Raw genomic sequence first — 24,157 nt, forward strand, 5'->3', positions numbered from 1 at the left:
AAACACCGATGCTACTCAAGGACGAGGTTGACATGTTGCGGCGCGTGCCGCTGTTCTGCCAGATCGCGCCGGCAAAGCTGAAGCTTCTCGCGTTTGCCTCCGAGCGCATGACCTGTCGCGAAGGGCAGAACCTGTTTCGCCAAGGCGACATCGGCGATGCGGCCTATGTGATCCTGTCGGGCACCGCCGACGTGCTGGTCCAGTCGGAGGCGGGCGAGATCCGGGTGGCGGAAGTCGAAAAGAACTCGATCGTCGGCGAAATCGCCATTCTGTGCGATACGGCGCGAACGGCAACGGTGCGCGCCTCCTCGCGTCTGGAAGTGTTGAAGATCAGCAAGGAAAACTTTCTGGAGCTGATGAGCGATTTTCCAGACATGGCCGTGGAAATCATGCGCGTTCTGGCAAACCGCCTGAACCACACCACCAACGAACTGACCGAAGCCCGCAGCCACCAGCAGCGCGTGCCGAGCTGATATTTCAGGCGGCGCGCTTTTGGCGCCCGCCGCCGCCCGTCATGCGCGCGAGGCTCCGGCCGGCACGTAACGCCGCGCCACAAGCCAGCAGCCGACCGCCCAGCTTGCGCCGGCGCACCAGCCGCCGAGCACATCCGTCGGATAATGCACCCCGAGATAAATGCGGCTCAGCCCGATGATCAGCGTGAGGAACAGCGCCGTTCCGATCATGAACAGGCGCGTGGTGCGCGTCGGCTGCGTGCGCGAGAGAAGCGCGCCAAGCGTGAGATAGGTCACCGCCGACAGCATGGCGTGGCCGCTTGGAAAGCTCAAGTCCTGAACGTTGACGAGATGCGGCACGATTTCCGGCCGCGGCCGCGCGATGATCATCTTGAGCGCCGTGCTGGTGGCCCAGCCGCCCGCAACCGAAAACAGCATGAAGGCGGCAATTCTTCTGCGGCGGGCAAGCACGAGATAGAGCGTTGCGATAGCCGTCATGATCGAGAGCACCGTGATGCCGCCGAGGCTGGTGATATCGTCCATGGCATGCGACAGCCAGTATGGGCCGATGGGGGTGGCGAGGTCTCCCGTCTGGCGAAGAGCGAGCAGGATCGCCTCGTCCAGCGCATGCGTATCCCCCTCCAGAACTTCGCCTGTCAGCTGCGCAAACAGAAACAGGCCACCTGCAAAAATCGCAAAGAACAGCAGCGTTGCCAGTTCCATGGCCTTTACACGGTCGATGAGGCGGCTTGCGATCCGGCGCGGCAGCATGGGGACCCTTTCAGGAACGGGATAAATCGTCAGGAGGGGACGGACGCGTCATCATGGCAGGGTAGCCGGTGACGCGGACCGTATCTCCAAAAAACCTCAGACCGGCATCGCGCGGCGCGCTTCGGCAAGGCTTGGCGGCGTAACCTTGCGGTAACGCGCTTCGATGAAGCCATAGATGCCAAAGCAGAGCAAGCCAAGCCCCATGGCCAGATAGAGCGGGGCGCCGAAGGGCAATTGCCGGATGAAGGAGAGCGCATCGGCCATGCTGCCGGCTTCCTGCGGATCGACCGCATAGGCGGCGTAGAGGAAGAAGCAGCCGATGATGAGGAAGACGATGCCCTTGGCGACGAGGCCCGCCACGCAGAACAGATCGATCCAGCCGTGGCGCTTCGCGTCGAAGGACAGATAGCGGTGATACCGCCGGCCAACGCCCTTGATGATGAGGGCGCTTCCAGCCCCGAGGATGGCAAGGCCGACGCAGCCAACCAGATAAGGGCCGAACGGCTGCTGCATGAGCCAGGCCGTCCAGGTTTGCGATCCACCGCCACCGGATCCCTCCCCCATCTGCAGGGCATGACTGGCCGCATAAAAGGCAAGACCAGTATAGGTCGCGGCACTCACCAGCATGCCGGCGCGCACCACATAGCCTTTCAGGTTGTCCGGATGGTTATCGGCATTGGCGAGCGCCTGCGAAACGCGCCAGGCAACAAAACCGATCAGCGCCACCGCGATGACACCGAGCCAGATGCGTCCGAGCGGCTGGCCGAGCACCCATTGCAGCGCCGATTCCGAATCCGGACTGCCGCCGCCGACGCTGCCGATGAGGACGAGGCCCGCGACCAGCACGTAAACAAGGCCGCGCGCCACATAGCCGGCCCGCGCAAGCCATTCGAGTTTACGTGTCGTGTCCATGGAAAAATCCCCGCAGTGATCTGTCAGACGAAAATGTGCCGCTCGGCGACGGGAGAAACCGCAAGACAGGCAAAAGGTTCAATCGCGATGTGACGGTGTGCGTGAAAATGTAAAAACACCCCCAAACACCTAGGTCACCACGAGAAAACCCGCCAGCGCGCTGGGGCGCCGGCGGGTTCCCGTGTTGAAGGTAATTGATCACTGCGCGCGCGTGGCTGAATGGTCTCCCTCGCGATAGGCGCGGGTCTCTTCGACAATGCGCTCGCGGGCGGCATCATGAAGGTCTGCGGCCACTGCCGCTGCCTTGTGCGACACATCGGCTGCGACATGCTCTGCCCGGTCCATCGCTTCGGATGCGCGGCTTGCGACCTGTTCCTTCAGCTGGTCCGACATGTCGCCGACGAGCTCGTCTTCGCGCTCGGTGCGCGGCAGTGCTGCCCCGATGGCTGCGCCGACGGCAAAGGCCAGCGCCCCGCCCACCAGCGGCTGATCCTTGAACGTGCGCAGGATCGTTTCGTTGATCTGGGCGGACTGGTCCTTGAGAGAGGCGCCCAGGTCCAGCGACGTACGGCCGGCGGAACGACCGGCTTCCGAAACGGTGCGGGCCATCCGGCTTGCACTATGGCTCAGGCTGTCCCAGGTATCGGAGAGCCAGCCGGAAGCGTCATCGAAGATCTTGCCCGTCTCGTCGCGGACATCCTGCACCCGGCGCCCGGTGCTATCGGCAAAGCCGCGATAGGTCTTGCCGCTCTGGTCGATGAAGTGACCCGCACGTCGTCCCGATGCATCGGTGAGCGCCTTGAAGCGGCTGCCGCTGTCATCGGAAAAATGGCTGTAGCGGCCGGACGCATCATCTTCCACCGGGCCGACACGGCGCAAAGGGCCCGAGACGGTCGCCAGCGGATAGTCCGGCTCCTTGTCGGCGACGCGGGACGTGTCGGAAGGCGCCCGGTTCTGGCTCGCCATCAGCCAGGCGAGGCTGACACCCATCAGCGCCATCGGCACCGGATTGTTTTTGACGGAGCCGGCAAGGTTTGAGAAGAACTCGCCGCCGCCGCTCGATTTGGCATAGGCAAGCGCTTCGTCCACCAATTGCCCGGGCGACATGCGGCTCTGGATTTCATCCAGTTTGGCGCTGATGCGCTCGCGATCCTGTTCGATTTCGCGCTCGATATCCTCCGGGCGCGTCGTATCGGTAGCATAAGCCATCACGTTCTCTCCTTGAGGACCTGCGCATCACGGCGAAGCGAGTTGGTGGTGCGATCGAGATTGAGATTGTTGCTGCGAAGAGCCGAAAGTCCCTTGGAAATCATGGCCCAGGCAATGAGTGCAACGATGACGCCGACGACCACCGACGAAATCGCATCGGCGTTATGTTCGGCAAAGCCGCGCGCGACGAGAAAGGCGGTGAGGCCGTTCACCACGGCCGCCAGGAGGACGCCAACGGCGGCGATGGCAAAGACCAGGCCTGCGGCAAGCGCTTCAACGCCGGTCAGGGCATGGGACATCTTTTCCGAGGCTTCCGCCTTGGCCAGATTGATTTCCTTGCGGAACAGGCCGGATATGTCTCCGACGAGGCCGGTCACCAGTTCGGCAAGCGGGCGGTTTTCAGGTGTATTAGACATTGGACCCTCCCACTGGCGAGGACGTGCTGGTCATGGACGGCGATGTCGCCTTGGGTGGGGCGGACGGAGCGACAGGCGCCGCGCGTCCGGTTTGGCCGGAGCCTGCGCGCGATGTCATTGCGGTCTGGCGGTGGGCCGATGCGCCGATAAAGCGGCTGGCGGCAAGACCGGCGATGGCGGCAATCCCTAAGAAGGCAAGCGGCTGGCGACGGCCGAAATCTTCGGCCATGCCGGCAATCTCGCCAAGGTCGCGGCCCTTGATGTCTTCGGCAAACCGTTGCACGCTTTCGCCCATCTGGCGCGTCATGCGGCCAAGCTCGGGCTCATCGCCTTCAAGCTCGGATCCGACCCTTTCGATGGCGTTCGCGACGCCGGCAACACGGTCTGCCGCATAGGTCTTCTGCTGATCGGCCGCCTGGCTTGCGGCCGCCGAAACCTTCGACATGCCATCCTCTGCCGCGTGGCGCACCGAGGCGACGTCATCGCGTGCCATCTGGCGCAGATCGCTTGTGGAAGCCTGTCGGGCATTCTTCTCGCCATCGGATTGCGCAGTTGAACTGCTGTCGCCCTCATAGAGGCTTGCGCCCGGCTCGGCTGCGGATACGTCCGCCGGCTGGACCGGCTGGTCTCGAAGAGGCGAATAGGTGGAACCGGTCCTGCCGCTTCCAATCTCGTTGTCTGCCATGGAACTCTCCCTTCATTGACGGGTGATCGGCTTTGCGAAGAGTTCGCTGCGATCAGGGTCCCAACAGAAGGTAGTCGTTATTGTTCCAGGCTGCCTGGCAAAGCTGGCAAACGTTCAAGCAGGAGGAGGGAGAGGGCTTGCGGTCAGCCGAGAAGCTTGCGGGTGACGAGAAGGCCGATGGCGGCAGACGTGCCCGTCAAGGCGGTACCCCAGGCCAGATCGACCAGCGTGACCGTGATCGGCCAGTTCTTGAGCGTGGCAAGGTTTGTCATGTCGTAGGTGCCATAGGCGATGAGGCCGAGAATGGCGCCGGACAGCAGCGCCTGCGTCCAGCTGCCGCCCTGAAGGTTCGGCTGGACGGCGAAATAGACAATGCCTGCGACATAGACGAGATAGAAGGCCCCGGCTGCGGCAAAATCCGGCCGGTCGCGCATCATCTCGCCGAGCTGGCTCCGGTAAAAACCGGTCGCAACCTTGCCCAGCCAGAGAAAATCGAGGCCGAAGAAGACAAAGGCCGTCGACAGGTAAGCCACCGCATAGACGACCATGGGACTTCTCCGTTTTTGTCCTCAGATCTTGAGGATGGGCTGGATCATGCGCACGATCCAGCTGCTGAACTTGAGCGGCGCTTCGGTGACGGCAAGACAGATGCAATCCTCGCCTTCCGTTGCCGTCGGCGTGTGCAGGAGGCTGCCATCGGCCTCTTCCAGGTCACCGCGGGCAAACAGATCCTCGCCATCGCGGAAACTGCCGGCGAGGACCAGCGTCAGTTCACGCCCCTCGTGGGTATGTTCCGGCACCGGCTTTCCGGCGGGAATCTTCAGGAGACGCACCTGCGTTGCCGGATCGGACGTCGGGATGCGGATCTGATAGGCGCCGCGCCCGAGCGCCTGCCATTTCAGCGTCTCGACATCGCCGCCGAGATAGGAGCGCAGCGGCTCCGGAATGACGCCGGCAGACGTCCGGGCATGCGTGGAAGGCTTGGGCGCCGCCGCCGCCGGTTCCCGCGCCGTATCTGGGCCGGAAATGCGCGCCATCATGGCATCCCAGTCCGAGGTGGTGACAGGGCGCTCGCTCACGACCTTGTCGAAAAGCGCGCCGGCGGCGCCCTCCATGGCCGCAAGCGTGCGCCGACAGGAGGGGCAGAGCGCCAGATGGGTTGCAACGGCAAGGCTCCAGCCCTCCGACAGATTGCCGGATGCGTAATCGAGGAGCAGCGCATCGCTGATATGATGGTTGACGCTCATCGCCGGCCCTCCAGCGTGGTGCGCAGTTTTTCAAACGCAAGTCGAATGCGCGATTTCACGGTACCCAATGGAATTCCCATGTCTTCTGCTATGGTGGAATGCGACGCTTCATCGAAGAAGGCGCGCTTGAGCACATCGAGCTGTTCCGGCGGCAGGCTTTCCATTGCCTTGCGCAACAGTTCGGCGTCCTGGCGTCCTTCCAGTTCGACATCGGCGAGCGGACCGTTGTCGGCGACGAACACCGGATCGTTTTCATCAAAGGCCGGCCGCTTGCGCCGGAAGGCATCGATGCGCTGGTTGCGCGCAATCGTAAAGATCCAGGCCGAAACATTGCCGCGGTCCGGATCGAACTGGGTGGCCTTGTTCCAGACGGCGGCCATGGTTTCCTGCATCAGCTCTTCCGCAAGCTGCGCATCCCTTGTCTTCATCGCCATGAAGGAGCGCACGCGCGGCCCGTAATAACGGAAGATCGTCTCGAACGCTGCGACGCTGCGCTCGGTTCCGACCCGCCCCAGCAGGTCGCAAAGCTGTGCCGGCGAAAGATCCGGTTCGGGTAGGTTCCTGTCAGTCCGCTTCATCTTAAGGCCATGCTGAACGCGCGAAAGCGGGAAGACCCCCGCCTTTTTTTCGTTGTGACACGTCCTTGAGGATATTGAAATACTGGCGCTCATGGCAGCTCTTACGCCCGCCCCTGCAGGCCGGATCACCGGCAAAAAGAAATTTTGCGGGAAACCATTTGCGCCGAGCCTCCGTAGAAGGAAAACATAAATGAACAAAGCAGACGGGGTATGGTTGCTGTGAAAAGAGAACATCGTCGCATTGCCGTGATCGGCTCCGGCATCAGCGGTCTTTCAGCCGCCTGGCTGGCATGCAGGACCAATGACGTGGTGCTCTATGAGGCCGCAGACCGGCTCGGCGGTCATTCCAACACCGTGATGGTTCACACGGCCGACGCCGACATTCCCGTCGATACAGGCTTCATTGTCTTCAACGACAAGAATTATCCCAATCTCGTTGCACTGTTTGACCATCTGGGCGTTGCCACCCAAGCCTCCGACATGTCCTTTGCCGCCTCCATCGAGGATGGCGCCTTTGAATATTCCGGCACTGGCCTGAGGGGTCTTCTCGGCCAGCGCCGCAATGCCGCCCGCCCCCGCTTCTGGCGCATGCTGTCGGATGTGCTGCGCTTCTACCGCGAGGCGGAAGGCCTGATGGGGCGCGCCGACCTGCAGGCTCTGACGCTGGGCAACTATCTCGACCGCGAGGGCTATTCGAAAGCCTTCATCGACGATCACCTGCTGCCGATGGGTGCGGCCATCTGGTCGATGACGACGACGGACATGCGCGCCTATCCCTTGCAGGCCTTCATCCGCTTCTTCGTCCATCACGGCCTCATTCTTCTGTCGGGCCGGCCGCGCTGGCGCACCGTGACCGGCGGCAGCCGCGCCTATGTGAAACGCATCGCCGAAGATTTCAAAGGCGAGATCCGCCTCAATTGCGGCGTGGCGCGGATCGACCGGCTGGCATCCGGCGGCGTGACCGTGGCCGATGTGAAAGGCGGAACCGATCGCTTCGACGACGTGATCATCGCCACCCACGCCAATGACGCACTCCAAATGCTGGGCGATGCCGACGCAATGGAGACGCGCATCCTCGGCGGCTTCCGCTATACCGACAATGTCGCCGTGCTGCATTCGGATGCACGCCTGATGCCGAAGCGGAAAGCCGTCTGGTCGAGCTGGAACTATATCGGCGGCAAACGCGAAAACGACAGCGCGCCGCTGTGCGTCACCTACTGGATGAACCGCCTGCAGAGCCTGCCGGAGCATCATCCGCTGTTCGTGACGCTGAATGCCTGCCGGGAGATCCGGCAGGAGGCGGTGATCGGCACCTATCATTACACGCACCCGCTGTTTGATCTCTCCTCCATGGCCGCCCAACGCGAGGTCTGGGCGCTGCAGGGGCGGCGCAACACCTTCTTCTGCGGCGCCCATTTCGGCAGCGGCTTTCACGAAGACGGGTTGCAGGCGGGCCTTGCGGCGGCCGAGGCCGCAACCGGCCTCAAGCGCCCCTGGCAGGTGCCCGACGAATCCGGCCGCATCCATGCAGAGCCTCTGCTGGCGGCCGCCGAATGACGGGCGGATCGGCCCTCTATCTCGGCACGGTGGTGCATTCACGTCATCGCCCGAAAAAGCATGCGCTGACTTACCGCGTGTTTTCCCTGCTGGTCGATCTCGACGAGCTGGAAAGCCTTGATCGGCGCCTGAAACTGTTCGGCTACAATCGCGCCGCCGTCTACAGCTTCCACGACCGGGACCATGGCACGGGCGAGACGGGCGGCCTTCGCCGCTGGGTGGAAAGCCACCTTTCGGATGCCGGCATCCCGCACGATAATATCCGCATCCGGGTTCTCTGCTATCCGCGCCTGTTCGGCTATGTCTTCAACCCGCTGACCCTCTATTTCTGCAGCGATGCTCAAGGAAATCTGCTGGCCTTGCTCTATGAGGTCTGCAATACATTTCATGAACGGCATACATATATCATACCCGCGAAGGCAGACGGTCCGGGGCCGGTGCGCCACAGCTGCGCCAAGGCCATGTATGTCTCGCCTTTCGTTCCCATGGACTGCCAGTACGACTTCGACATCACCCCGCCGGGCGAGCGCGTGAAAATCGCGATCAACGAGCGGGATGCCGAAGGCGATCTTCTGTTTGCAAGCTTTGCCGGGCGCCGGCAGGCGCTGAGCGATAGAAGCCTTGCCCGTGCGCTGTTTTCATACCCGCTGATGACCATGAAGGTGATGGCGGGCATCCACATCGAGGCCTTGCGCCTGTGGCTGAAGGGGGTGCCGCTGTATCGCCACCGCCCGGCGGCAAACCGCATCGCAAGTTCCGTGGAAGTGGGTGAGTTACGTGGAGGACCTGACCGATGACGCATGCCGGAGAACGGGACAACAATCTTCTGGCCGATCCCGCGCCGCTGTGGGAACGCCTTCTCTGCCGCATGCTGAAGGGCACGCGCCACGGACGCCTGACGGTGATCTTTCCCGGCGAGCGTGAATATCATTTCGGCGAGGACCCGTCCGGCCCTTGTGCGACCATCCGCATTCACCGGTCGCGCATCCTGCGCCGGGTGACGGCCGGTGGCGGGCTGGGCTTTGCACGCTCCTACATGGATGGCGACTGGGAGACGCCGGACCTTGGGCAGGTGCTGGATCTCGCCATGGCCAACGAACACGGTTGGGCAAAGCTTGCCCGTCCGATGGCGCTGATCGCCCGGGTGGCGCATCTTCGCCATCGCCTGCGGCGCAATTCCCGCGCCGGCAGCCGGCGCAACATCGCCTTCCACTACGATCTCGGCAACACCTTCTACAAGACCTGGCTCGACCGCTCGATGACCTATTCCTCGGCCATCTACGCGCGCCCGGATATGACCCTCGAAGCGGCCCAGCGGGAAAAATACGCCCGCATCATCCGCGAACTGGGCATTACCCACACCGACCATGTGCTTGAAATCGGCTGCGGCTGGGGCGGCTTCATGGAACAGGCGATCCGCGAGACGGGCTGCCGCGTGACCGGGCTGACGCTGTCGCGCGAGCAGGCGGCCTATGCGACCGACCGGCTCGCACAGGCGGGGCTTGCCCAGAACGGCGAGATCCGCCTTCAGGACTATCGCGACTGCACGGGCCGGTTTTCCAAGATCGTCTCCATCGAAATGTTCGAGGCCGTCGGCGAGGAGCATTGGCCGATCTATTTCGACCAGGTGCGCGATCTCCTCGTGCCCGGCGGGCAGGCGATGATCCAGGTGATCACCATCGACGAAAGCCGCTTCGAACATTATCGCCGCCACGCGGATTTCATCCAGACCTATATCTTTCCGGGCGGCATGCTGCCGACCCTGTCGGGCTTCGGCGCCATTGCGGAAAAGGCAAGGCTGAAGGTGGAGGATTGCTTCCGCTTCGGGCGCGATTACGAGCGCACGCTGCTGTCGTGGGATCGCACCTTCAGCGCGCACTGGCCAAAGATTGCGCCGCTCGGCTTTGACGAGCGCTTCTTCCGCACCTGGCATTATTATCTGCACTATTGCGCCACGGGGTTTCGCAAGGGCCGCATCGACGTCGCGCAGTTCCGGCTGCTGAACCCGGCAGGCTGACGGCTTTTAGCTCGGAAAGGCTCGGGGAGCGCGCATGTGACCGCCTCCCCGAACCTCTTAAACCCGGCTATTTGCGCAGCATCTTCCTCGTGAGGCGAAACAGAAGCGACTTCGGCAGCGCCGCCAGAAGCTTGATCGACACCGCCATCTTCCAGGGAAAGATGATCTCGTAGCGCCCCGTCTTCAGCCCGTCGACGATCGCATCGGCCGCCTTTTCCGACGAGATGAGGAAGGGCATCGGAAAATCGTTCTTCTGCGTGAGCGGTGTGTCGACAAAGCCCGGATTGATGATCCGAAGCCGCACCCCTTCCCGCTCCAGTTCCGGATAGAGCGCCTGGCAGAGATTGTTGAGTGCTGCCTTGCTGGCCCCGTAAAAGCCGCCGCCCGGCAGGCCGACGAGACCCGCGACCGAGGCAACGACGGCAATCTCGCCCTGATGGCGCGCAATCATATCGGGAATGACCGCCTCCAGCGTATGCCCCGTTCCGATGACATTGAGGTTGAAGGTGTCGGCAAGATCCCGGCTGTCGAAGGCGCGCACGCTGTCGCGCCTGTAGGTGCCGGCGCAAAACAGCGCCAGATCGATCGGGCCATGGCTCTGGCGCACCGCATCGGCGGTGGCAAGGGCTGCGGCGCGATCGGTCACATCCAGCGGAAAGGCAAAGATCCGCTGAGGATCCTGCGCGGCAAGAGCCGAAAGCTTGTCGGCACTTCGCGCGCTGACGATGACCCGCCAGCCATCGCGGGCAAGCCTCAGCGCCACGGCGCGCCCGATGCCGGAACTTGCGCCGGTGACCCAGGCAAGCTTGCCGCTCTGCGCCGGGCTTGATGTCTCTTTGCTGTCCATGACTGCCTCCGTTTATCTCTCACTACGGATGGCGGCGCGTTTGGTTCTGTCGCGGATGCGAACGCTCGCCCCTTGCCGGGCCGGCCGTGTCATGGCACATCCTTTTGCGCAAAAAGACCGCCGCTCCGCAGAAAGAGATACTGTCATGCCCCAGAAGATCATTATCGATACCGACCCCGGCCAGGACGACGCGCTGGCCATTCTTCTGGCGCTGGCAAGCCCTGAACTGGAGGTTCTGGGGATCACGGCTGCGGCCGGCAACGTGCCGGTGGCGCTCACCTCGAAAAACATCCGCAAGGTTTGCGAGCTCGCCGGCCGCCGCGACATCCGCGTCTTCGCCGGCTGCGAAGGCCCGATGCAGGGCAGCCTGTTCACCGCCGAATATGTGCATGGCGCAACCGGCATGGATGGCGCCGACCTTCCCGAACCGACCATGCCGCTTCAAGCCCAGCATGGCGTCGATTTCCTTATCGAGACGCTGATGGCGCACGAGCCGGGCACGGTGACCATCTGCACGCTTGGACCGATGACCAACCTTGCCACTGCGCTGTCCCGCGAACCCGCCCTTGCCGCACGCATCAAAAGCGTCGTGCTGATGGGCGGCGGCCTGTTCGAAGGCGGCAATGTGACGCCGGCCGCCGAGTTCAACATCTTCGTGGATCCCGAAGCTGCCCGCATCGTGCTGTCGTGCGGCGCGCCGATCGTGATGATGCCGCTCGACGTCACCCACCAGGTGCTGACCACGGCCAAGCGCGTCGCCGCCATCAAGGCGCTCGGCACGCCGCTTGCCGACGCCGTCACCGGCTGGCTTGAATTCTTCGAGCGCTTCGACGAGGCGAAATACGGCACCGATGGCGGCCCGCTGCACGATCCGAACGTGATTGCCTACCTCCTGAAGCCCGAACTTTACTCAGGGCGCCTCTGCAATGTGGAGATCGAGACCACGTCGGAACTGACCAAGGGCATGACGGTTGCCGACTGGTGGGGCGTCACGCAGCGCCCGAAGAACGCGTTCTTCGTCCGCGACGTGGATGCCGACGGGTTTTACACCCTGCTGACCGAGCGCCTGGCCCGGCTGCCGGCGAAGCCTTGAGACCTAGGGTCTAAGACATCAGGCAACGAGGGCGTAGGGCGCAATCAGACTGTCGGCCGGAATATGCCAAGCCTGGCGAATGCGGTTGATCATGTCGAGCGTCAGCGCCCTCTTGCGCCGGAGCACTTCGGATGCGCGCGGACGAGAGCCGAGAACCTCAGCCAGATCGGCCTGGCTGCGTCCGGTCGTCTGCATATAGAAGGTAAGGAGATCGATGGGATCGGCTGCGGGCAGATCCACAGTCCGGTTCTCGTAAGCCTCGATCAGGTCTGAAAGAATATCGAACCGATCTGCCTCAGGTGAATTCGCCTGAGGTGGATGATCGAAATAGGGCTCAACTTCGGCAAGCGCCCATTCAAGATCGTCCGGGGTTCTGATCGGCCTCACATCCTTCATGAGCCTCACATCCTTCATGAGATTGTCTCCGCGTTGATCCTGTCATAATCCGCATGGCTGCCGACGAATTTGATCAGCACGCGCTGATACGGATAGGCCACATGCACGACAAGCCGGTACTTGTTGCCGGCGATATCGAAGATGATGCGGTTATCGCCGACAAAATCCACCGCCGCGCCAAACATGGCTTTCACGTCCGACGGTGTTTCCCAGCGGGCCGCGTTGACCAGGCGATACCATTCGGCCAGAGGCTTTCGCGCCTGGGGATGCGTCTCCCAAAAATCTCTCAGCCGGGATTTCGCGATGATCTGCATAACAGACACTATTCCCAAAATGGGAACAATTCAAGAGGAAGCGGCAGCGCCGCTTCCTCCCATGTCTGATTAATGGCTCTTCTTCAGCGCCGCATAGGCAACGGCCATACGGGCGGCGAGCGCTGCGTTGTTTTTGACCAGTGCGATATTGGCCTTCAGGCTTTCGCCGTTGGAAAGCTCGTTGATACGGCCGAGCAGGAAGGGCGTCAGTTCCTTGCGGCCGATGCCACGCTCTTCGGCCTCGCGCACGGCGTCGGCAATCGTGCCGTCGATGAAATCGGGCGACAGGGCTGCCGTTTCCGGGATCGGGTTGGCGATCAGAAGGCCGGTGCCGGTGCCCAGGCGGTGGTGCAGGTGCATGGCCTTGGCAATCTCTTCGGCCGTATCGAGGCGGTGGTCGGCCTTGTAGCCGCTTTCGCGGGTGAAGAAGGCCGGAAACGCATCCGTGCCATAGGCAATGACAGGTACGCGCTGGGTTTCCAGATATTCGAGCGTCTTGGCGATATCGAGAATGGATTTTACGCCAGCGCAGACGACGGCGGTCTTGGTACGGCCAAGTTCGGTGAGGTCGGCGGAAATGTCAAAAGTCTGCTCGGCGCCGCGATGCACGCCGCCAACGCCACCGGTGGCAAAGATATCGATGCCGGCGAGATCGGCAAGCAGCATGGTGGCCGAGACCGTGGTGCCGGCCGAGGCCTTGCGCACCATGGCAACGGCCAGATCGCGCCCGGAGGCTTTCACCACGCCTTGCGCCTTCGCCAGCGATTCCAGTTCGGCATGCTCGAGGCCTGCCCGCAACTCGCCATCGATGACGGCGATGGTGGCGGGCACCGCGCCGTTTTCACGCACCACGGCTTCCACGGCAAGCGCGGTCTCAAGATTGGCGGGATAGGGCATGCCATGGGTGATGATGGTGGATTCGAGCGCCACGACCGGGCCACCGGCGCGGACGGCTTCGGCAACCTCGCGGCTGAGTTTCGGCTGAAGAAGGGTCATGAGATTATCCTTTGTGCTCGGCAAGCCGGTGCAGGTTCGCTTCGAGGAAGCGCGGTGAAAGATCGGGATGAACGCTGGCGGCGCTCTCGGTGGTCAGCGCGCCCAGAAGTGCGCCGATGCCGGCGGCGGCGAAACTGTCCTGTCCGGCCATCAGACCGTGCAGGGTGCCGGCAATCATGGCATCGCCGGCCCCGGTCATGTCGCGGGGATCTGCCGGCACGGCGCTGGCCGTGCGAACAGCATCCGTGCCTGCGACCGCAATGCCGCGCGCACCCATGGTGACGACGACTTCGCCGGCACCGGCATCGCACAGCAGACGGGCCGCCTCTGCCGCATCCTGCAGGCTTGCGGCCCCACGCCGCGACAGGCGCGCATTGGCCTCGTCGATGTTCATGAACAACAGGTCGATGCCCGTCAGATCCTCGGGCAGGCGCACGACCTTGTGGGTGGACACCGCATCGATGGCCAGCCGGAAGCGGGCACTGCGGCGGCGCTGGATCAGATGCTGCAGGGTTTCTGCCGGCAGGTTGCAATCGGCAAAGACGAGACTGGCCGAGGCCAGATGCGACCAGGCGCGATCGAGATAACCGGGCTGGAACAGGTCGAAAATCCCCATGTCGGCAAGCCCTACGACCAGATCGCCGGCCGGATCGAGAATGGCCGCGTATTCGGCCGTCGGCCTTTCATCCGTCACCACCACCTGGCTCACATCGATACCGCGATCACGCAGATGCGCAAGCAGGGCAGCACCCGCCTCGTCATTGCCGATGATCGAGATGAAGCTCGTCGGCGTGCCGAGAAGCGACAGGTTTTCCGCGACGTTTCTGGCAACGCCGCCGAAGCTGCGCATGCCATCCACCGGGTTGGAGGTTTCCAGAACGATGGCCTGTCGCGCCCGATACTTGCGATCGAACACGGCGCCACCGATCAGCACCGCGCGGCTTGGCTGCGGCAACATATAACCGCGCCCCAGCAGATAGCCCTTCTGCACGAGCTGGGCGATGTGGGCCGCAACGGTGGAACGGGCAAGCCCAAGGGCGTCGGCGATCTCCTGCTGGCCGATGAAGGGGTTGTCTTTGATGAGGGCAAAGACGGCAGCTTCCTGCGCTCCCAATTCGTCCATGACATCTGCCTCCGCTTGCTTTCCTCCTCAATAAATCTTTTGACTATGGTGTCAACAATTGTTTTAGAAGCGGCGTTTTTCGTCGGCACCCGGACCGCATCCCTCACGGCCTGTAACAGGTGTTTTTGGGCGGTGAATGCCAAAAGCGGAACGTTTTCAACGCTCGTGAATTATTGCACCACCAACATTACAGGAAGAGGAAACAACCATGCGCAAGTTCATTATCGCCTCGGCCACGCTTCTTGCAGCGGGCCTTGCCACCGCTGCCTCCGCCCAGGATGGCACGACGACGGGTGCCGCCGGTGGCGCCATCACCGGTGCGATTGTCGGTGGTCCGATCGGTGCTGCCGTGGGTGGCATTGCCGGTGCAGCCCTTGGCACCGCAATCGATCCGCCGCCGGCAGAAGTCGTTACCTATGTGCGCCAGCAGCCGGCGCCGGCACCGGTCGTCGTCGAGCGCCAGGTCGTGGTGGGTGAACCGATCCCGGAAACGGTCGTCCTGACGCCGGTTCCCGAGCATCGCGAGTATTCCTATGCGATGGTCAACGATCGGCGCGTCATCGTCGATCCGAAGACGCACACCGTCGTCCAGATCATCGAGTAATCCGCATAAAAGCCAATCGGCAAGAGCAGGCTCGCTGACAAGCGGGCCTGTTTTTTATTGGGTAAGCAGCAAAGCTGCCCATCGACGGACACCTGAAGACAGTTTCAGACGAGGACCGCCTGGTCCACGCGGTCCTGCTGGCCAAAGAAGCGCAGGTAGCGCTGCACCTCGTCCGGCTCTCCCGTAGCCTTCTGCGGATTGTCCGACAGCTTCACGGCCGGCCGGCCATTGGCTTCGCTGACCTTGCAGACAACGGAGATCGGCTTCAGGCCGTCGATCTCGCTTGGCGCACAGCCGGCAAAGTCATTGGTGAGGTTGGTGCCCCAGCCAAAGCTCATGCGCACGCGCCCGGCAAAGTGACGGTGCGTATCGATGATGGCATCGACATCGAGGCCATCGGAAAAGATCAAAAGCTTCTGCTTCGGGTCACGCCCCATCTTTTCCCACCAGGCAATGATCTTTTCGCCTCCTTCGATGGGGGGCGCGCTGTCGGGGCGAAACCCGGTCCAGTCCGCCACCCATTCCGGCGCATCGCGCAGGAAGGCCGCCGTGCCGAAGGCATCCGGCAGCACGATCAGCAGGTTCCCGCCATAGAGGCGGTTCCAGTCTTTCAAGACCTGGTAGGGAGCGGCACGCAGTTCCGCATCGGAATTGGCAAGCGCTGCCATCACCATCGGCAGTTCATGGGCATTGGTACCGACGGCTTCCAGATCGGAATCCATCGCCAGAAGCACGTTGCTGGTGCCGGTAAAGCCGGACCCGACGCCTTCCTTCAACGCTTCAACGCACCAGCGCTGCCAGAGGAAGCTGTGGCGCCGGCGGGTGCCGAAATCGGAAATGCGCAGGCCCGGAAGCGTTTGCAGCCGTTCCACCTTCTCCCACATCTTGGCCTTGGCGCGGGCATAGAGCACATCGAGCGTGAAAGGCCCGAGCGAGCGCATGGCGGCGCGTGAGCGAAGCTCGTTGATGATGGCAAGCGCTGGAATTTCCCAGAGCGTCGTATCCATCCAGCGACCATGAAAGGTCAGTTCATACTGTCCGTCGCGCTTCGACAGTTCATAGTCGGGCAGCCGATAATTGGCGAGCCAGGCCAGAAATTCCGGCTCGAAGATCTGCGCCTTGCCATAAAAGCTGTTACCGGCAAGCCAGATCATTTCCTTCTTGGAGAGCTTCACTTCGCGGGCGTGATCGAGTTGCTCGCGCAGTTCCATCTCATCGATTTCATCGGCAAGGCGCACCCGCTTGGTGCGATTGATGACGGAAAACGTCACATCCGTTGTCGGATAGAGTTTCCAGATCATCTGCAACATCAACAGCTTGTAGAAATCCGTATCGATGAGGCTGCGGATGATCGGGTCGAGCTTCCACGTGTGGTTATAGACACGCTTGGCGATATCGGTCTTCGTTGTCATGGCTGCCTCTGCCCAGCGCTCCTCCCCGGGAGCGGCTTGCATTGCTTCGAAGGGCGAAGGTATCCATCGAAACCTCCGGCGACGTTATCGAAAAAACACAAGGCAAAGTCCACTGCTATTGCGCAAACGTTCTGTCCGCGCGGAGAAAAGGCAGACGCGGCAGACTCGATAGAAGGCAAGGTTTCCGGCCCGGCACCAGGCCGGCATTGGGAGCCGCAGCTTTCACTGCGGCTCCCGGCCGTGACTTATGTTACGGCGTGGAAGAAGGCTGCGTTGCCGGATTGGCCGGCGTCGTATCACCGGCGGGCGGCGTTGCCGTCTGCTCGGCCGGCGGTTCCGTCGACTGACCCCACCATTCCGAGGCGCCCCAGGCGATCAAGGCCAGCACGAGGCCCGCGACCAGAACCATCAGCACCGGGCGCCCGGTATTTCCCTGGCGCGCTTCGGTGGGGCTCAGCGGACGTTCCGCCGCAGGCTGCCCCCCAAGGGGCGGTTCCACCGCGCGTGTGGCGCTGCGGGTGAAAGTTGGGTCCTGCAGATGCGCCGGCGGCGTGTCGGTCAGCGGATCGGATGTTGTGTCGTTGGGATCGAGGCGGTTGTTCATGCGCGTGGTCCTTTTCAGGTTCCGCAGGATGAAATCACCCTGGGGTTGTCATGAAAAGGCAACGGGTCGAAGCCGGCTTTGTTCCCGGGGGGAGGGGGGGGGGCGCAGGGCGCCTATTGCTGGAGGTGCGCGGCTTCCACGGCCTTCAGATTGAAGGCTGCCGCCAGAAGCGCTCGGGTATAGGCATTCTGCGGCGCCTCGAATATCTGCCGCGACGGCCCCTCCTCCATCACCTTGCCCGCGCGCATGACGATGACGTGGTTGGCAAGCGCCTTCACCACCTTCAGGTCATGGCTGATGAAGAGATAGGCGAGATCATGCTTCTTCTGCAGATCCCGCAACAGATCCACCACCTGCGCCTGCACCGTCATGTCGAGGGCCGATGTCGGCTCGTCCAGCATGACGAAGCGCGGCTTCAACACCATGGCGCGGGCAATGGCGATGCGCTGCCGCTGGCCACCGGAAAACTCGTGCGGGTAACGCCAGCGGGTGGCGGGATCGAGCCCGACTTCCTCCAGCGACCAGGACACCTGCCGGTCGCGCTCGGTCGCAGTCATGTTCGGCTGATGCACCGTCAGCCCCTCGGCGATAATGTCACCCACCGACATGCGCGGTGACAGCGAACCATAGGGATCCTGGAACACCACCTGCAGCTTGTCGCGCAGCGGCCGCATCTCCTTGAAGGAATAGGCACCGATATCGCTGCCGATGAAACTGATCCTGCCCTTTGAGGAAATGAGGCGGGCAAGCGCCAGCCCAAGCGTCGTCTTGCCGGAACCGCTCTCCCCGACAATGCCGACGGTCTCGCCGGCTCTAAGCGTCACGTCGATCCCATCGACGGCCTTCACATGGTCGACCACCCGGCGCAGGAAGCCGGCCTTGATGGGAAACCACACCTTTACATCCCGGCCCTCCATGACGACGGGGCGCGAAGGATCGGCAAGGGGCGGTTCGCCGCGCGGTTCAGACGCCAGAAGATGGCGGGTGTAGGCATGCTGCGGGCGCTCGAACACCTCTTCGACCGTGCCGCGCTCGACGATTTCACCCTTGGTCATCACGCAGACCCGATCGGCAAAGCGCCGGACGATGCCAAGATCATGGGTGATGAACAGGATGGACATGCCATATTCCACCTGCAGCCGCTTCAGAAGCTCCAGGATCTGCGCCTGTACCGTCACATCGAGCGCTGTGGTCGGCTCGTCCGCGATCAGAAGTTTTGGCCGGTTGGCAAGCGCCATGGCAATCATCACGCGCTGGCGCTGGCCGCCGGACAGTTCGTGCGGATAGGCTTTCAGCCGCTTTTCCGGCTCGCGGATGCCCACCTGGTTCAACAGGTCGAGCACGCGGGTGCGCGCGGCCGCCCCCGTCACCGCCTGGTGCAGTTCCAGAATTTCCGACACCTGCTGCTCGATCGTGTGCAGCGGGTTGAGCGAGGTCATCGGCTCCTGGAAGATCATGGTGATGTCGTTGCCGCGCACTGCCCGCAGCGCCTGCTCGGGCGCCTTCAGGAGGTCGCGTCCCTCAAACAGGATTTCCCCGGAGGGATGACTGGCGGACGGATAAGGCAGAAGCTTCAGCACCGAGCTTGCCGTCACCGACTTGCCGGAGCCGGATTCGCCCACCAGCGCCATCACCTCCCCCGGCGCGATATCGAAGGAGACACGATTGACCGCCAGCGACTGCGCGCCACCCTGGTGGAAGGCGACGGACAGGTCACGCACGGAAAGAAGCGGCTGTGTCATGCGGAAATGCTTTCAAGAAGGGCGGAAAGAGAGGGTTCGTCGGGGCGTAGGATAGTGAGCGGCGAATAGGGCAGAGGTCCAAGCAAGGGATGGACAATCTGGTCGACCGCGTGGAGGCCTTTGTCGGCACTGACGAAATGGCTCGCTCCCGCGATGAGAGCGGTCGCCAGCTGGATACCATCAGGCAGTTTCAGGCCCGGCCGCGTGGCTCGCAGCAAGGACGCGAGATCAAGAACCTCATGCGATACGGGAAGAATGTCGAGCCACGAGAGACCGCCAAACCAGGATCGATAGGCGGTGATCAACTGTATCTGTCCATCACGGTATGGCTTCACCAGAAGCTCCGACAGGGTGAGCGCGCTGGTCATCAAAAGCGGTGCAGGCTTTGACGCCGCCGCCGTAACGATTTGTTCCAACACACGTCTTGCAGCACCTTCACCTTCGTTCAGAAGGATCAGCGCATTGGTATCGAGATAGAGACGGTGGTTCACCGTCATCGCTCATCCCATTCGTCACGCAGGTCGCGGACACGTTGCACAGCATCTTCAGCCGAGACACGCTCCGGATTGTCGCGCCTGTAGTCGTTGATCAGGCGCATGGATTCCTCGAAACTCATCAAGGGCTGTGCGATCCCAACGTCTTCCACCTCCAGCACCACGCGCACGGTGACGCCTGCCTGAAGCCCCTCGCGCAGGTCTTCCGGCAGGTTTTCCACGGGGTAATGCTCACGCACGATCTTGTTCATGGCGTCCCTCTCACGTGCTTGCCCGGCCATTATGCCACAAAACCCTTCAAACACGATGCGCTTCACCCAAAGGTCTTTCGCGGATCGAAGGCATCGCGCACGGCCTCGCCGATGAAGATCAGAAGCGACAGCATGATCGACATGGTGAAGAAGGCGGTGAGCCCGAGCCAGGGTGCCTGCAGGTTGTTCTTGCCCTGCGCGATCATTTCCCCGAGCGACGGCGAGCCGGGCGGCATGCCGAAGCCCAGGAAGTCCAGCGAGGTGAGCGTGGCGATCGACCCCGACAGGATGAAGGGCATGAAGGTCAGCGTTGCCACCATGGCATTGGGCAGCAGGTGGCGGAACATGATCGTCCAGTCACCGACGCCGAGTGCGCGGGCAGCGCGCACATATTCGAAATTGCGGGCTCTCAAGAATTCAGCGCGCACCACGCCGACAAAACCTACCCACTGGAACAGCAGCATGATGCCGAGCAGCACGAAGAAGCCGGGCGGCAGGATGGCGGCGATGATCAGCAGGATGTAGAGCACCGGCATCGAGGACCAGATCTCGATGAAGCGCTGTAGCAGAAGATCCGTCCAGCCGCCGAAAAAGCCCTGGATCGCACCGGCCGTCACCCCGATCAGCGCCGAACAGACGGTGAGCGCCAATCCGAACAGAACCGAGATGCGGAACCCATAGATCAGCCGCGCCGTCACATCGCGCGCCTGATCGTCGGTGCCCAGCCAATTGAGGTTGCCGAGCGTGCAATTGGGATCGGACGCCCCTTGCGGATAGGCGCTGCAGCGTTCTTCCGCTCCCATCAGCCAGAAGGGCGCGGTCGGGGCGGAATGGGGAATTTCGGAATTCACCGTCTGGTAGGAATAGCGGATCGGCGGCCAGATCATCCAGCCATTGGCGTTGATCTCCTCCTGAATATAGGCGGAGCGATAATCGGTGGTGGCGAGAAACCCGCCGAACTTTTCTTCCGGGTAATTGACGACCACCGGAAACAGCATCTCGCCTTTGTAGGAGACGAGGATCGGCCGGTCATTGGCGACAAATTCGGCGGCAAGCGACAGGGCAAACAGCACCATGAAGATCCAGAACGACCAGTAACCGCGGCGATTGGCACGAAAATTCTGCAGGCGGCGCCGGTTGGTCGGGTTGAGGAAGGTCTTGCGCGGCGGCGTGTCGGTTGCAGGAGCAAGCGGGGAGATCTGGGCCGTGTTCATCACACCTCCCTCTTTTCAAAGTCGATGCGCGGATCGATCCAGGTGTAGATCAGATCGGAAATCAGGCCGACGACCAGGCCCAGCAGCGAGAAGATATAGAGCGTACCGAACACGATCGGATAATCGCGGTTGACGATGGCGAGATAGCCGAGGCGGCCCAGCCCATCGAGCGAAAATATGTTTTCGATGAGGAGCGAGCCAGTGAAGAAGGCCGAGATGAACGAGGCGGGAAAGCCGGCAATCACGATCAGCATGGCATTGCGGAACACGTGGCCGTAAAGCACCCGCCGCTCCGGCAGGCCTTTTGCGCGGGCCGTCACCACATATTGTTTCTTGATCTCGTCGATGAAGGAATTTTTGGTCAGGAGCGTCGTCGTGGCAAAGGCCGATAGCGACAGCGCGATCAGCGGCAGCGTCAGGTGCCAGAAATAGTCGATGATCTTCTGCCACCACGAAAGCTCGGCAAAATTATCCGACACGAGGCCGCGCAGCGGAAACCAGTCGAAGAAGGAACCGCCGGCAAAAACCACGATCAGCAGGATGCCGAAGAGAAAGCTCGGCACCGCATAACCGACGATGATGATGCCGGAGGTCCAGACGTCGAAGGCGGACCCGTCCGTAACCGCCTTGCGGATGCCCAGCGGAATGGAGACGACATAGGATGCAATCAGGATCCACACACCAAGCGAGATCGACACCGGCAGCTTGTCGATGATGAGATCGATCACCGGCGTATTGCGAAAGAAGCTCTCGCCGAAATCGAACCGGATGTAGTTCCACATCATCTCGAGGAAGCGGGTAAGCGGTGGCTTGTCGAAGCCAAACTGCTTCTCAAGCTTGGCTATGAGATCCGGATCGAGCCCCTGGGCGCCGCGATAACGCGATTCCTCGCCGCCGCCACTTTGCGTGAAATCGCCACCACCCGATAGCCGGTCACCGGAATCGGTGCCCTGGATCTGGGCGATCACCTGTTCGACGGGGCCGCCGGGCGCAAACTGCACGACCAGAAAGGAAATGCCCATGATCCCGACAATGGTCGGGATCATCAGGAGAAGACGGCGCAGGATATAGGCGCCCATCAGGCGTTTCCGCTTCGGCTAAAAGAGCGGCCTCTGGTGTCGATCGGCATCAAGGCGTGTGCATCCTTTGCATCTTCGGGATCATGAGAATCAGTGCATAAAACCGCATTTGGACCCGGCGCATGGCCCGACGCAAGGTTTTTACGGGGAAGCCTTGAACCACCAGATCGTCGGGAAGCCGATGCCGTATTCCGGCAGCGTGTCCGGATGGGTAATCCGGTTCCAGTAGGCGATCTTCGCCTCACCGGAATAAAACAGCGGCATGACGAAATGGTTGGCGAGCAGCACCCGGTCGAGTGCATGAACCGCCGCCACCTGTTCGGCGCGGTTGGGCGCCGTGGTGATGAGGCGGATCAGCTGGTCGATAGCGGGATCGGCGATGCCAGCATAATTGCGCGAGCCCGGCTGGTTGGCGGAGGTGGAGCCCCAGTAATTGGCCTGCTCGTTGCCGGGGTTCATGGTCTGCGCCCACACCGCCCAGATCACGTCATAATCGAAGCTTCTGACGCGGTTGACATATTGCGAGGAATCCACCGTACGGATGGTGGCCTCCACGCCAATCTTCTTGAGGCTTGCCACATAGGGCAGCACGGAGCGTTCCTGCGAGGCGCTGCTGAGCAGGATCTCGAAGGCCATCGGCTGGCCGGTCTTTGCGTTCACCATCCGGTTGCCCTTCAGCTCCCAGCCGGCGTCCTTGAAGAGGCTGATCGCCTTGCGGAAATTGTCGCGCACCTTTTGCGGATCGCCGCCTACAGGGTTGGTGTAGGGCGTGGTGAAGACGGAAGCCGGCACCTTGTCCTTCAGTCCGTTCAGGATTTCCAGCTCACGCCCCTCGGGCAGGCCTGAGGAGGCAAGCTCGGTGCCCCAGAAATAGCTGTCGACGCGCTTTAGCCCACCATAGGCAAGGTTCTTGTTGAGGTCCTCGAAATCGAAGGCATAGTTCAGCGCCTCGCGCACCCGCGCATCCTTGAACTGGTCGCGGCGCATATTGGGCACCATGGCCTGCATGATGCCGGTGGCGCGGAAGGGGTTGGACAGCGCCTCGCGGATGACCCGTCCGTCCTTGACGGCGGCGAAATCATAGCGGGTGGCCCAGCGGCTGGAGCTGTTCTCCTGCTGGTAATCGATGGTGCCGGCGCGGAACGCTTCGAATTCCACGTCGCGGTCGGCGAAATAGGTGTAGCTGATCGTCTTGAAATTGTTCTGGCCGACATTGATCGGCAGGTCCTTGCCCCAATAATCGTCGCGCCGTTCGTAGCGGACGACCGAACCCGGCTGCACGGCGGCGATCTTGTAGGGGCCGGATCCCATCAACGGTTCGAGCGTGGTGCGGGAGATGTCGCGCGGCTTGCCGGCGCTGTCCTTTCCTTCCCACCAATGCTTCGGCAGGATGGGGAAATCACCGACAATGGCGGGCAGTTCCTTGTTGTTCTTCTCGTCGAAGCGGAAGGTCACCTCGCGCTCGCCGGTCTTCTCTGCCGCCACCACATGGCGATAGTAACTACCGAACAGGGTGCTGTTTTCCTTGGCCGCATTGAAGCTGAAGATCACGTCTTCCGGCGTTACCGGCTCGCCATCGGCCCATTTCGCCTCTGGCCGCAGCCGGAAGCTGACGGAAGACATGTCGTCGGGATAGGACAGCGCCTCCGCAAGCAGGCCGTAGCTCACCGACACTTCGTCCTCCGATTGCTTCATCAGCGTATCGAAGACGATTCCGATGCCAACCGCCGGATTGCCGCGGTCGACCAGCGGGTTGAGGCTGTCGAACGTGCCTTCCTCGGAAAGCCGCAACTCCCCCGTCTTCGGCGCATCCGCATTGACATAGGGCAGCTGCTTGAAATCCGGGGCAAGTTTTGGCGCCTCCAGAACGGCGACCGCATGGCGCCAGACCGGTTCCTGCGCAAGCGCCAATCCAGGTTGGCCGGCGATGACGGCTGCCGCAAGCACGAAAAATCCGGTTTTCAGGCGTGCCAATCTCATGCGGTGATCCCTTTGTGGTTGTTCTTGTCCGGCAATGATAGGCAAAACCCGGCCAAAATACAGCCTGCCACGCTCACAAGCTTTTTATCGGACCGCCATGCTTGCGCCCTCATCGTGATGCGACGGATTAACGGCTGGCGCAAATCAGTCTAGACTTGTGCCGA

General features: G+C 62.2%; 27 protein-coding genes. 6 read left to right on the plus strand and 21 right to left on the minus strand.

Going from position 1 to position 24,157, the window contains the following annotated elements; genetic code table 11:
- The first annotated feature begins 8 nt into the window (after positions 1-8).
- The gene (locus J2858_RS06560; RefSeq protein ID WP_210103892.1) at positions 9-473 is read left to right on the plus strand and encodes a Crp/Fnr family transcriptional regulator; all 465 of its coding nucleotides are present in this window, start codon (positions 9-11) and stop codon (positions 471-473) included.
- Between the two features lie 39 nt (positions 474-512).
- Here the strand turns inward: J2858_RS06560 and J2858_RS06565 are convergent, their stop codons facing one another.
- From J2858_RS06565 to J2858_RS06600, 8 genes are all read right to left on the minus strand, one after another.
- Positions 513-1,223 (minus strand): phosphatase PAP2 family protein, encoded by a 711-nt coding sequence (locus J2858_RS06565; protein ID WP_210103893.1) that lies wholly within the window; start codon positions 1,221-1,223, stop codon positions 513-515.
- Positions 1,224-1,319: 96 nt separating this feature from the next.
- Positions 1,320-2,135: a DUF1206 domain-containing protein gene (locus J2858_RS06570; RefSeq protein ID WP_210103894.1), complete on the minus strand. Its 816-nt coding sequence runs from the start codon at positions 2,133-2,135 to the stop codon at positions 1,320-1,322.
- Positions 2,136-2,333: 198 nt separating this feature from the next.
- Positions 2,334-3,344, minus strand: coding sequence for a DUF3618 domain-containing protein (locus tag J2858_RS06575; protein WP_210103895.1), 1,011 nt, complete (start codon positions 3,342-3,344; stop codon positions 2,334-2,336).
- Positions 3,344-3,760: a phage holin family protein gene (locus J2858_RS06580; protein WP_210103896.1), complete on the minus strand. Its 417-nt coding sequence runs from the start codon at positions 3,758-3,760 to the stop codon at positions 3,344-3,346. Before J2858_RS06580 ends, J2858_RS06575 begins: the two co-directional genes overlap by 1 nt.
- A complete protein-coding gene (locus J2858_RS06585) occupies positions 3,753-4,445 on the minus strand; it encodes a nutrient deprivation-induced protein (protein ID WP_210103897.1) in 693 nt (230 codons plus the stop codon). Before J2858_RS06585 ends, J2858_RS06580 begins: the two co-directional genes overlap by 8 nt.
- Before the next feature lie 143 nt (positions 4,446-4,588).
- On the minus strand, positions 4,589-4,993 hold the full coding sequence (locus J2858_RS06590; RefSeq protein WP_210103898.1) for a DUF2177 family protein: 405 nt from the start codon (positions 4,991-4,993) through the stop codon (positions 4,589-4,591).
- A 21-nt stretch (positions 4,994-5,014) separates the two neighbouring features.
- Complete coding sequence (locus J2858_RS06595; RefSeq protein WP_210103899.1) at positions 5,015-5,692, minus strand: ChrR family anti-sigma-E factor; 678 nt, start codon at positions 5,690-5,692, stop codon at positions 5,015-5,017.
- A complete protein-coding gene (locus J2858_RS06600) occupies positions 5,689-6,504 on the minus strand; it encodes a sigma-70 family RNA polymerase sigma factor (RefSeq protein ID WP_348635448.1) in 816 nt (271 codons plus the stop codon). Before J2858_RS06600 ends, J2858_RS06595 begins: the two co-directional genes overlap by 4 nt.
- Between J2858_RS06600 and J2858_RS06605 the strand changes: the two genes are divergently transcribed.
- Genes J2858_RS06605 through J2858_RS06615 form a run of 3 tightly spaced genes read left to right on the plus strand, consistent with a single transcriptional unit; the run spans position 6,481 to position 9,844 of the window.
- Complete coding sequence (locus tag J2858_RS06605) at positions 6,481-7,827, plus strand: NAD(P)/FAD-dependent oxidoreductase (protein WP_210103900.1); 1,347 nt, start codon at positions 6,481-6,483, stop codon at positions 7,825-7,827. The genes J2858_RS06600 and J2858_RS06605 overlap by 24 nt on opposite strands.
- On the plus strand, positions 7,824-8,624 hold the full coding sequence (locus J2858_RS06610; RefSeq protein WP_210103901.1) for a DUF1365 domain-containing protein: 801 nt from the start codon (positions 7,824-7,826) through the stop codon (positions 8,622-8,624). The genes J2858_RS06605 and J2858_RS06610 overlap by 4 nt, the downstream gene beginning before the upstream one ends.
- Positions 8,621-9,844 carry an SAM-dependent methyltransferase gene (locus J2858_RS06615; RefSeq protein ID WP_210103902.1) on the plus strand — a complete coding sequence of 408 codons (1,224 nt, stop codon included), beginning with the start codon at positions 8,621-8,623 and terminating at the stop codon, positions 9,842-9,844. Before J2858_RS06610 ends, J2858_RS06615 begins: the two co-directional genes overlap by 4 nt.
- Before the next feature lie 67 nt (positions 9,845-9,911).
- Here J2858_RS06615 and J2858_RS06620 read toward each other — a convergent pair whose 3' ends face one another.
- On the minus strand, positions 9,912-10,691 hold the full coding sequence (locus J2858_RS06620) for an SDR family NAD(P)-dependent oxidoreductase (RefSeq protein ID WP_210103903.1): 780 nt from the start codon (positions 10,689-10,691) through the stop codon (positions 9,912-9,914).
- Positions 10,692-10,836: 145 nt separating this feature from the next.
- On the opposite strand from J2858_RS06620, the gene J2858_RS06625 reads away from it, so the two are divergent.
- Positions 10,837-11,784, plus strand: a complete 948-nt coding sequence (locus J2858_RS06625; RefSeq protein WP_210103904.1) for a nucleoside hydrolase — start codon at positions 10,837-10,839, stop codon at positions 11,782-11,784.
- A gap of 18 nt (positions 11,785-11,802) precedes the next feature.
- Here the strand turns inward: J2858_RS06625 and J2858_RS06630 are convergent, their stop codons facing one another.
- The 4 genes from J2858_RS06630 to J2858_RS06645 form a co-directional block, all read right to left on the minus strand.
- Positions 11,803-12,180: a helix-turn-helix domain-containing protein gene (locus tag J2858_RS06630; protein ID WP_210103905.1), complete on the minus strand. Its 378-nt coding sequence runs from the start codon at positions 12,178-12,180 to the stop codon at positions 11,803-11,805.
- Between the two features lie 14 nt (positions 12,181-12,194).
- The gene (locus J2858_RS06635; protein ID WP_210103906.1) at positions 12,195-12,494 is read right to left on the minus strand and encodes a type II toxin-antitoxin system HigB family toxin; all 300 of its coding nucleotides are present in this window, start codon (positions 12,492-12,494) and stop codon (positions 12,195-12,197) included.
- Between the two features lie 69 nt (positions 12,495-12,563).
- Positions 12,564-13,490, minus strand: a complete 927-nt coding sequence (locus J2858_RS06640; protein WP_210103907.1) for a pseudouridine-5'-phosphate glycosidase — start codon at positions 13,488-13,490, stop codon at positions 12,564-12,566.
- A gap of 4 nt (positions 13,491-13,494) precedes the next feature.
- Positions 13,495-14,613, minus strand: a complete 1,119-nt coding sequence (locus J2858_RS06645; protein WP_210103908.1) for a carbohydrate kinase — start codon at positions 14,611-14,613, stop codon at positions 13,495-13,497.
- A gap of 208 nt (positions 14,614-14,821) precedes the next feature.
- On the opposite strand from J2858_RS06645, the gene J2858_RS06650 reads away from it, so the two are divergent.
- Entirely contained in the window at positions 14,822-15,217 is a 396-nt protein-coding gene (locus J2858_RS06650) for a DUF1236 domain-containing protein (RefSeq protein ID WP_210103909.1), read from the plus strand.
- Between the two features lie 104 nt (positions 15,218-15,321).
- Here J2858_RS06650 and pncB read toward each other — a convergent pair whose 3' ends face one another.
- The 8 genes from pncB to J2858_RS06690 form a co-directional block, all read right to left on the minus strand.
- A complete protein-coding gene (pncB, locus tag J2858_RS06655; RefSeq protein WP_210103910.1) occupies positions 15,322-16,629 on the minus strand; it encodes a nicotinate phosphoribosyltransferase in 1,308 nt (435 codons plus the stop codon).
- 250 nt (positions 16,630-16,879) lie between these two features.
- Positions 16,880-17,233: a hypothetical protein gene (locus J2858_RS06660; protein ID WP_210104180.1), complete on the minus strand. Its 354-nt coding sequence runs from the start codon at positions 17,231-17,233 to the stop codon at positions 16,880-16,882.
- A gap of 113 nt (positions 17,234-17,346) precedes the next feature.
- Positions 17,347-18,975, minus strand: coding sequence for an ABC transporter ATP-binding protein (locus J2858_RS06665; protein WP_210103911.1), 1,629 nt, complete (start codon positions 18,973-18,975; stop codon positions 17,347-17,349).
- Positions 18,972-19,472 carry a type II toxin-antitoxin system VapC family toxin gene (locus J2858_RS06670; protein ID WP_210103912.1) on the minus strand — a complete coding sequence of 167 codons (501 nt, stop codon included), beginning with the start codon at positions 19,470-19,472 and terminating at the stop codon, positions 18,972-18,974. The genes J2858_RS06665 and J2858_RS06670 overlap by 4 nt, the downstream gene beginning before the upstream one ends.
- Positions 19,469-19,720: a hypothetical protein gene (locus J2858_RS06675; RefSeq protein WP_210103913.1), complete on the minus strand. Its 252-nt coding sequence runs from the start codon at positions 19,718-19,720 to the stop codon at positions 19,469-19,471. The genes J2858_RS06670 and J2858_RS06675 overlap by 4 nt, the downstream gene beginning before the upstream one ends.
- Before the next feature lie 62 nt (positions 19,721-19,782).
- Positions 19,783-20,934, minus strand: coding sequence for an ABC transporter permease (locus J2858_RS06680; protein ID WP_210103914.1), 1,152 nt, complete (start codon positions 20,932-20,934; stop codon positions 19,783-19,785).
- Positions 20,934-22,013, minus strand: coding sequence for a microcin C ABC transporter permease YejB (locus J2858_RS06685; RefSeq protein ID WP_210103915.1), 1,080 nt, complete (start codon positions 22,011-22,013; stop codon positions 20,934-20,936). Before J2858_RS06685 ends, J2858_RS06680 begins: the two co-directional genes overlap by 1 nt.
- Positions 22,014-22,154: 141 nt before the next feature.
- Positions 22,155-23,993, minus strand: coding sequence for an extracellular solute-binding protein (locus J2858_RS06690; protein ID WP_210103916.1), 1,839 nt, complete (start codon positions 23,991-23,993; stop codon positions 22,155-22,157).
- Positions 23,994-24,157 lie beyond the last annotated feature (164 nt).

It is taken from the genome of Neorhizobium galegae (genome assembly GCF_017877135.1).
Classification (GTDB): Bacteria; Pseudomonadota; Alphaproteobacteria; order Rhizobiales; family Rhizobiaceae; genus Neorhizobium; species Neorhizobium galegae_A.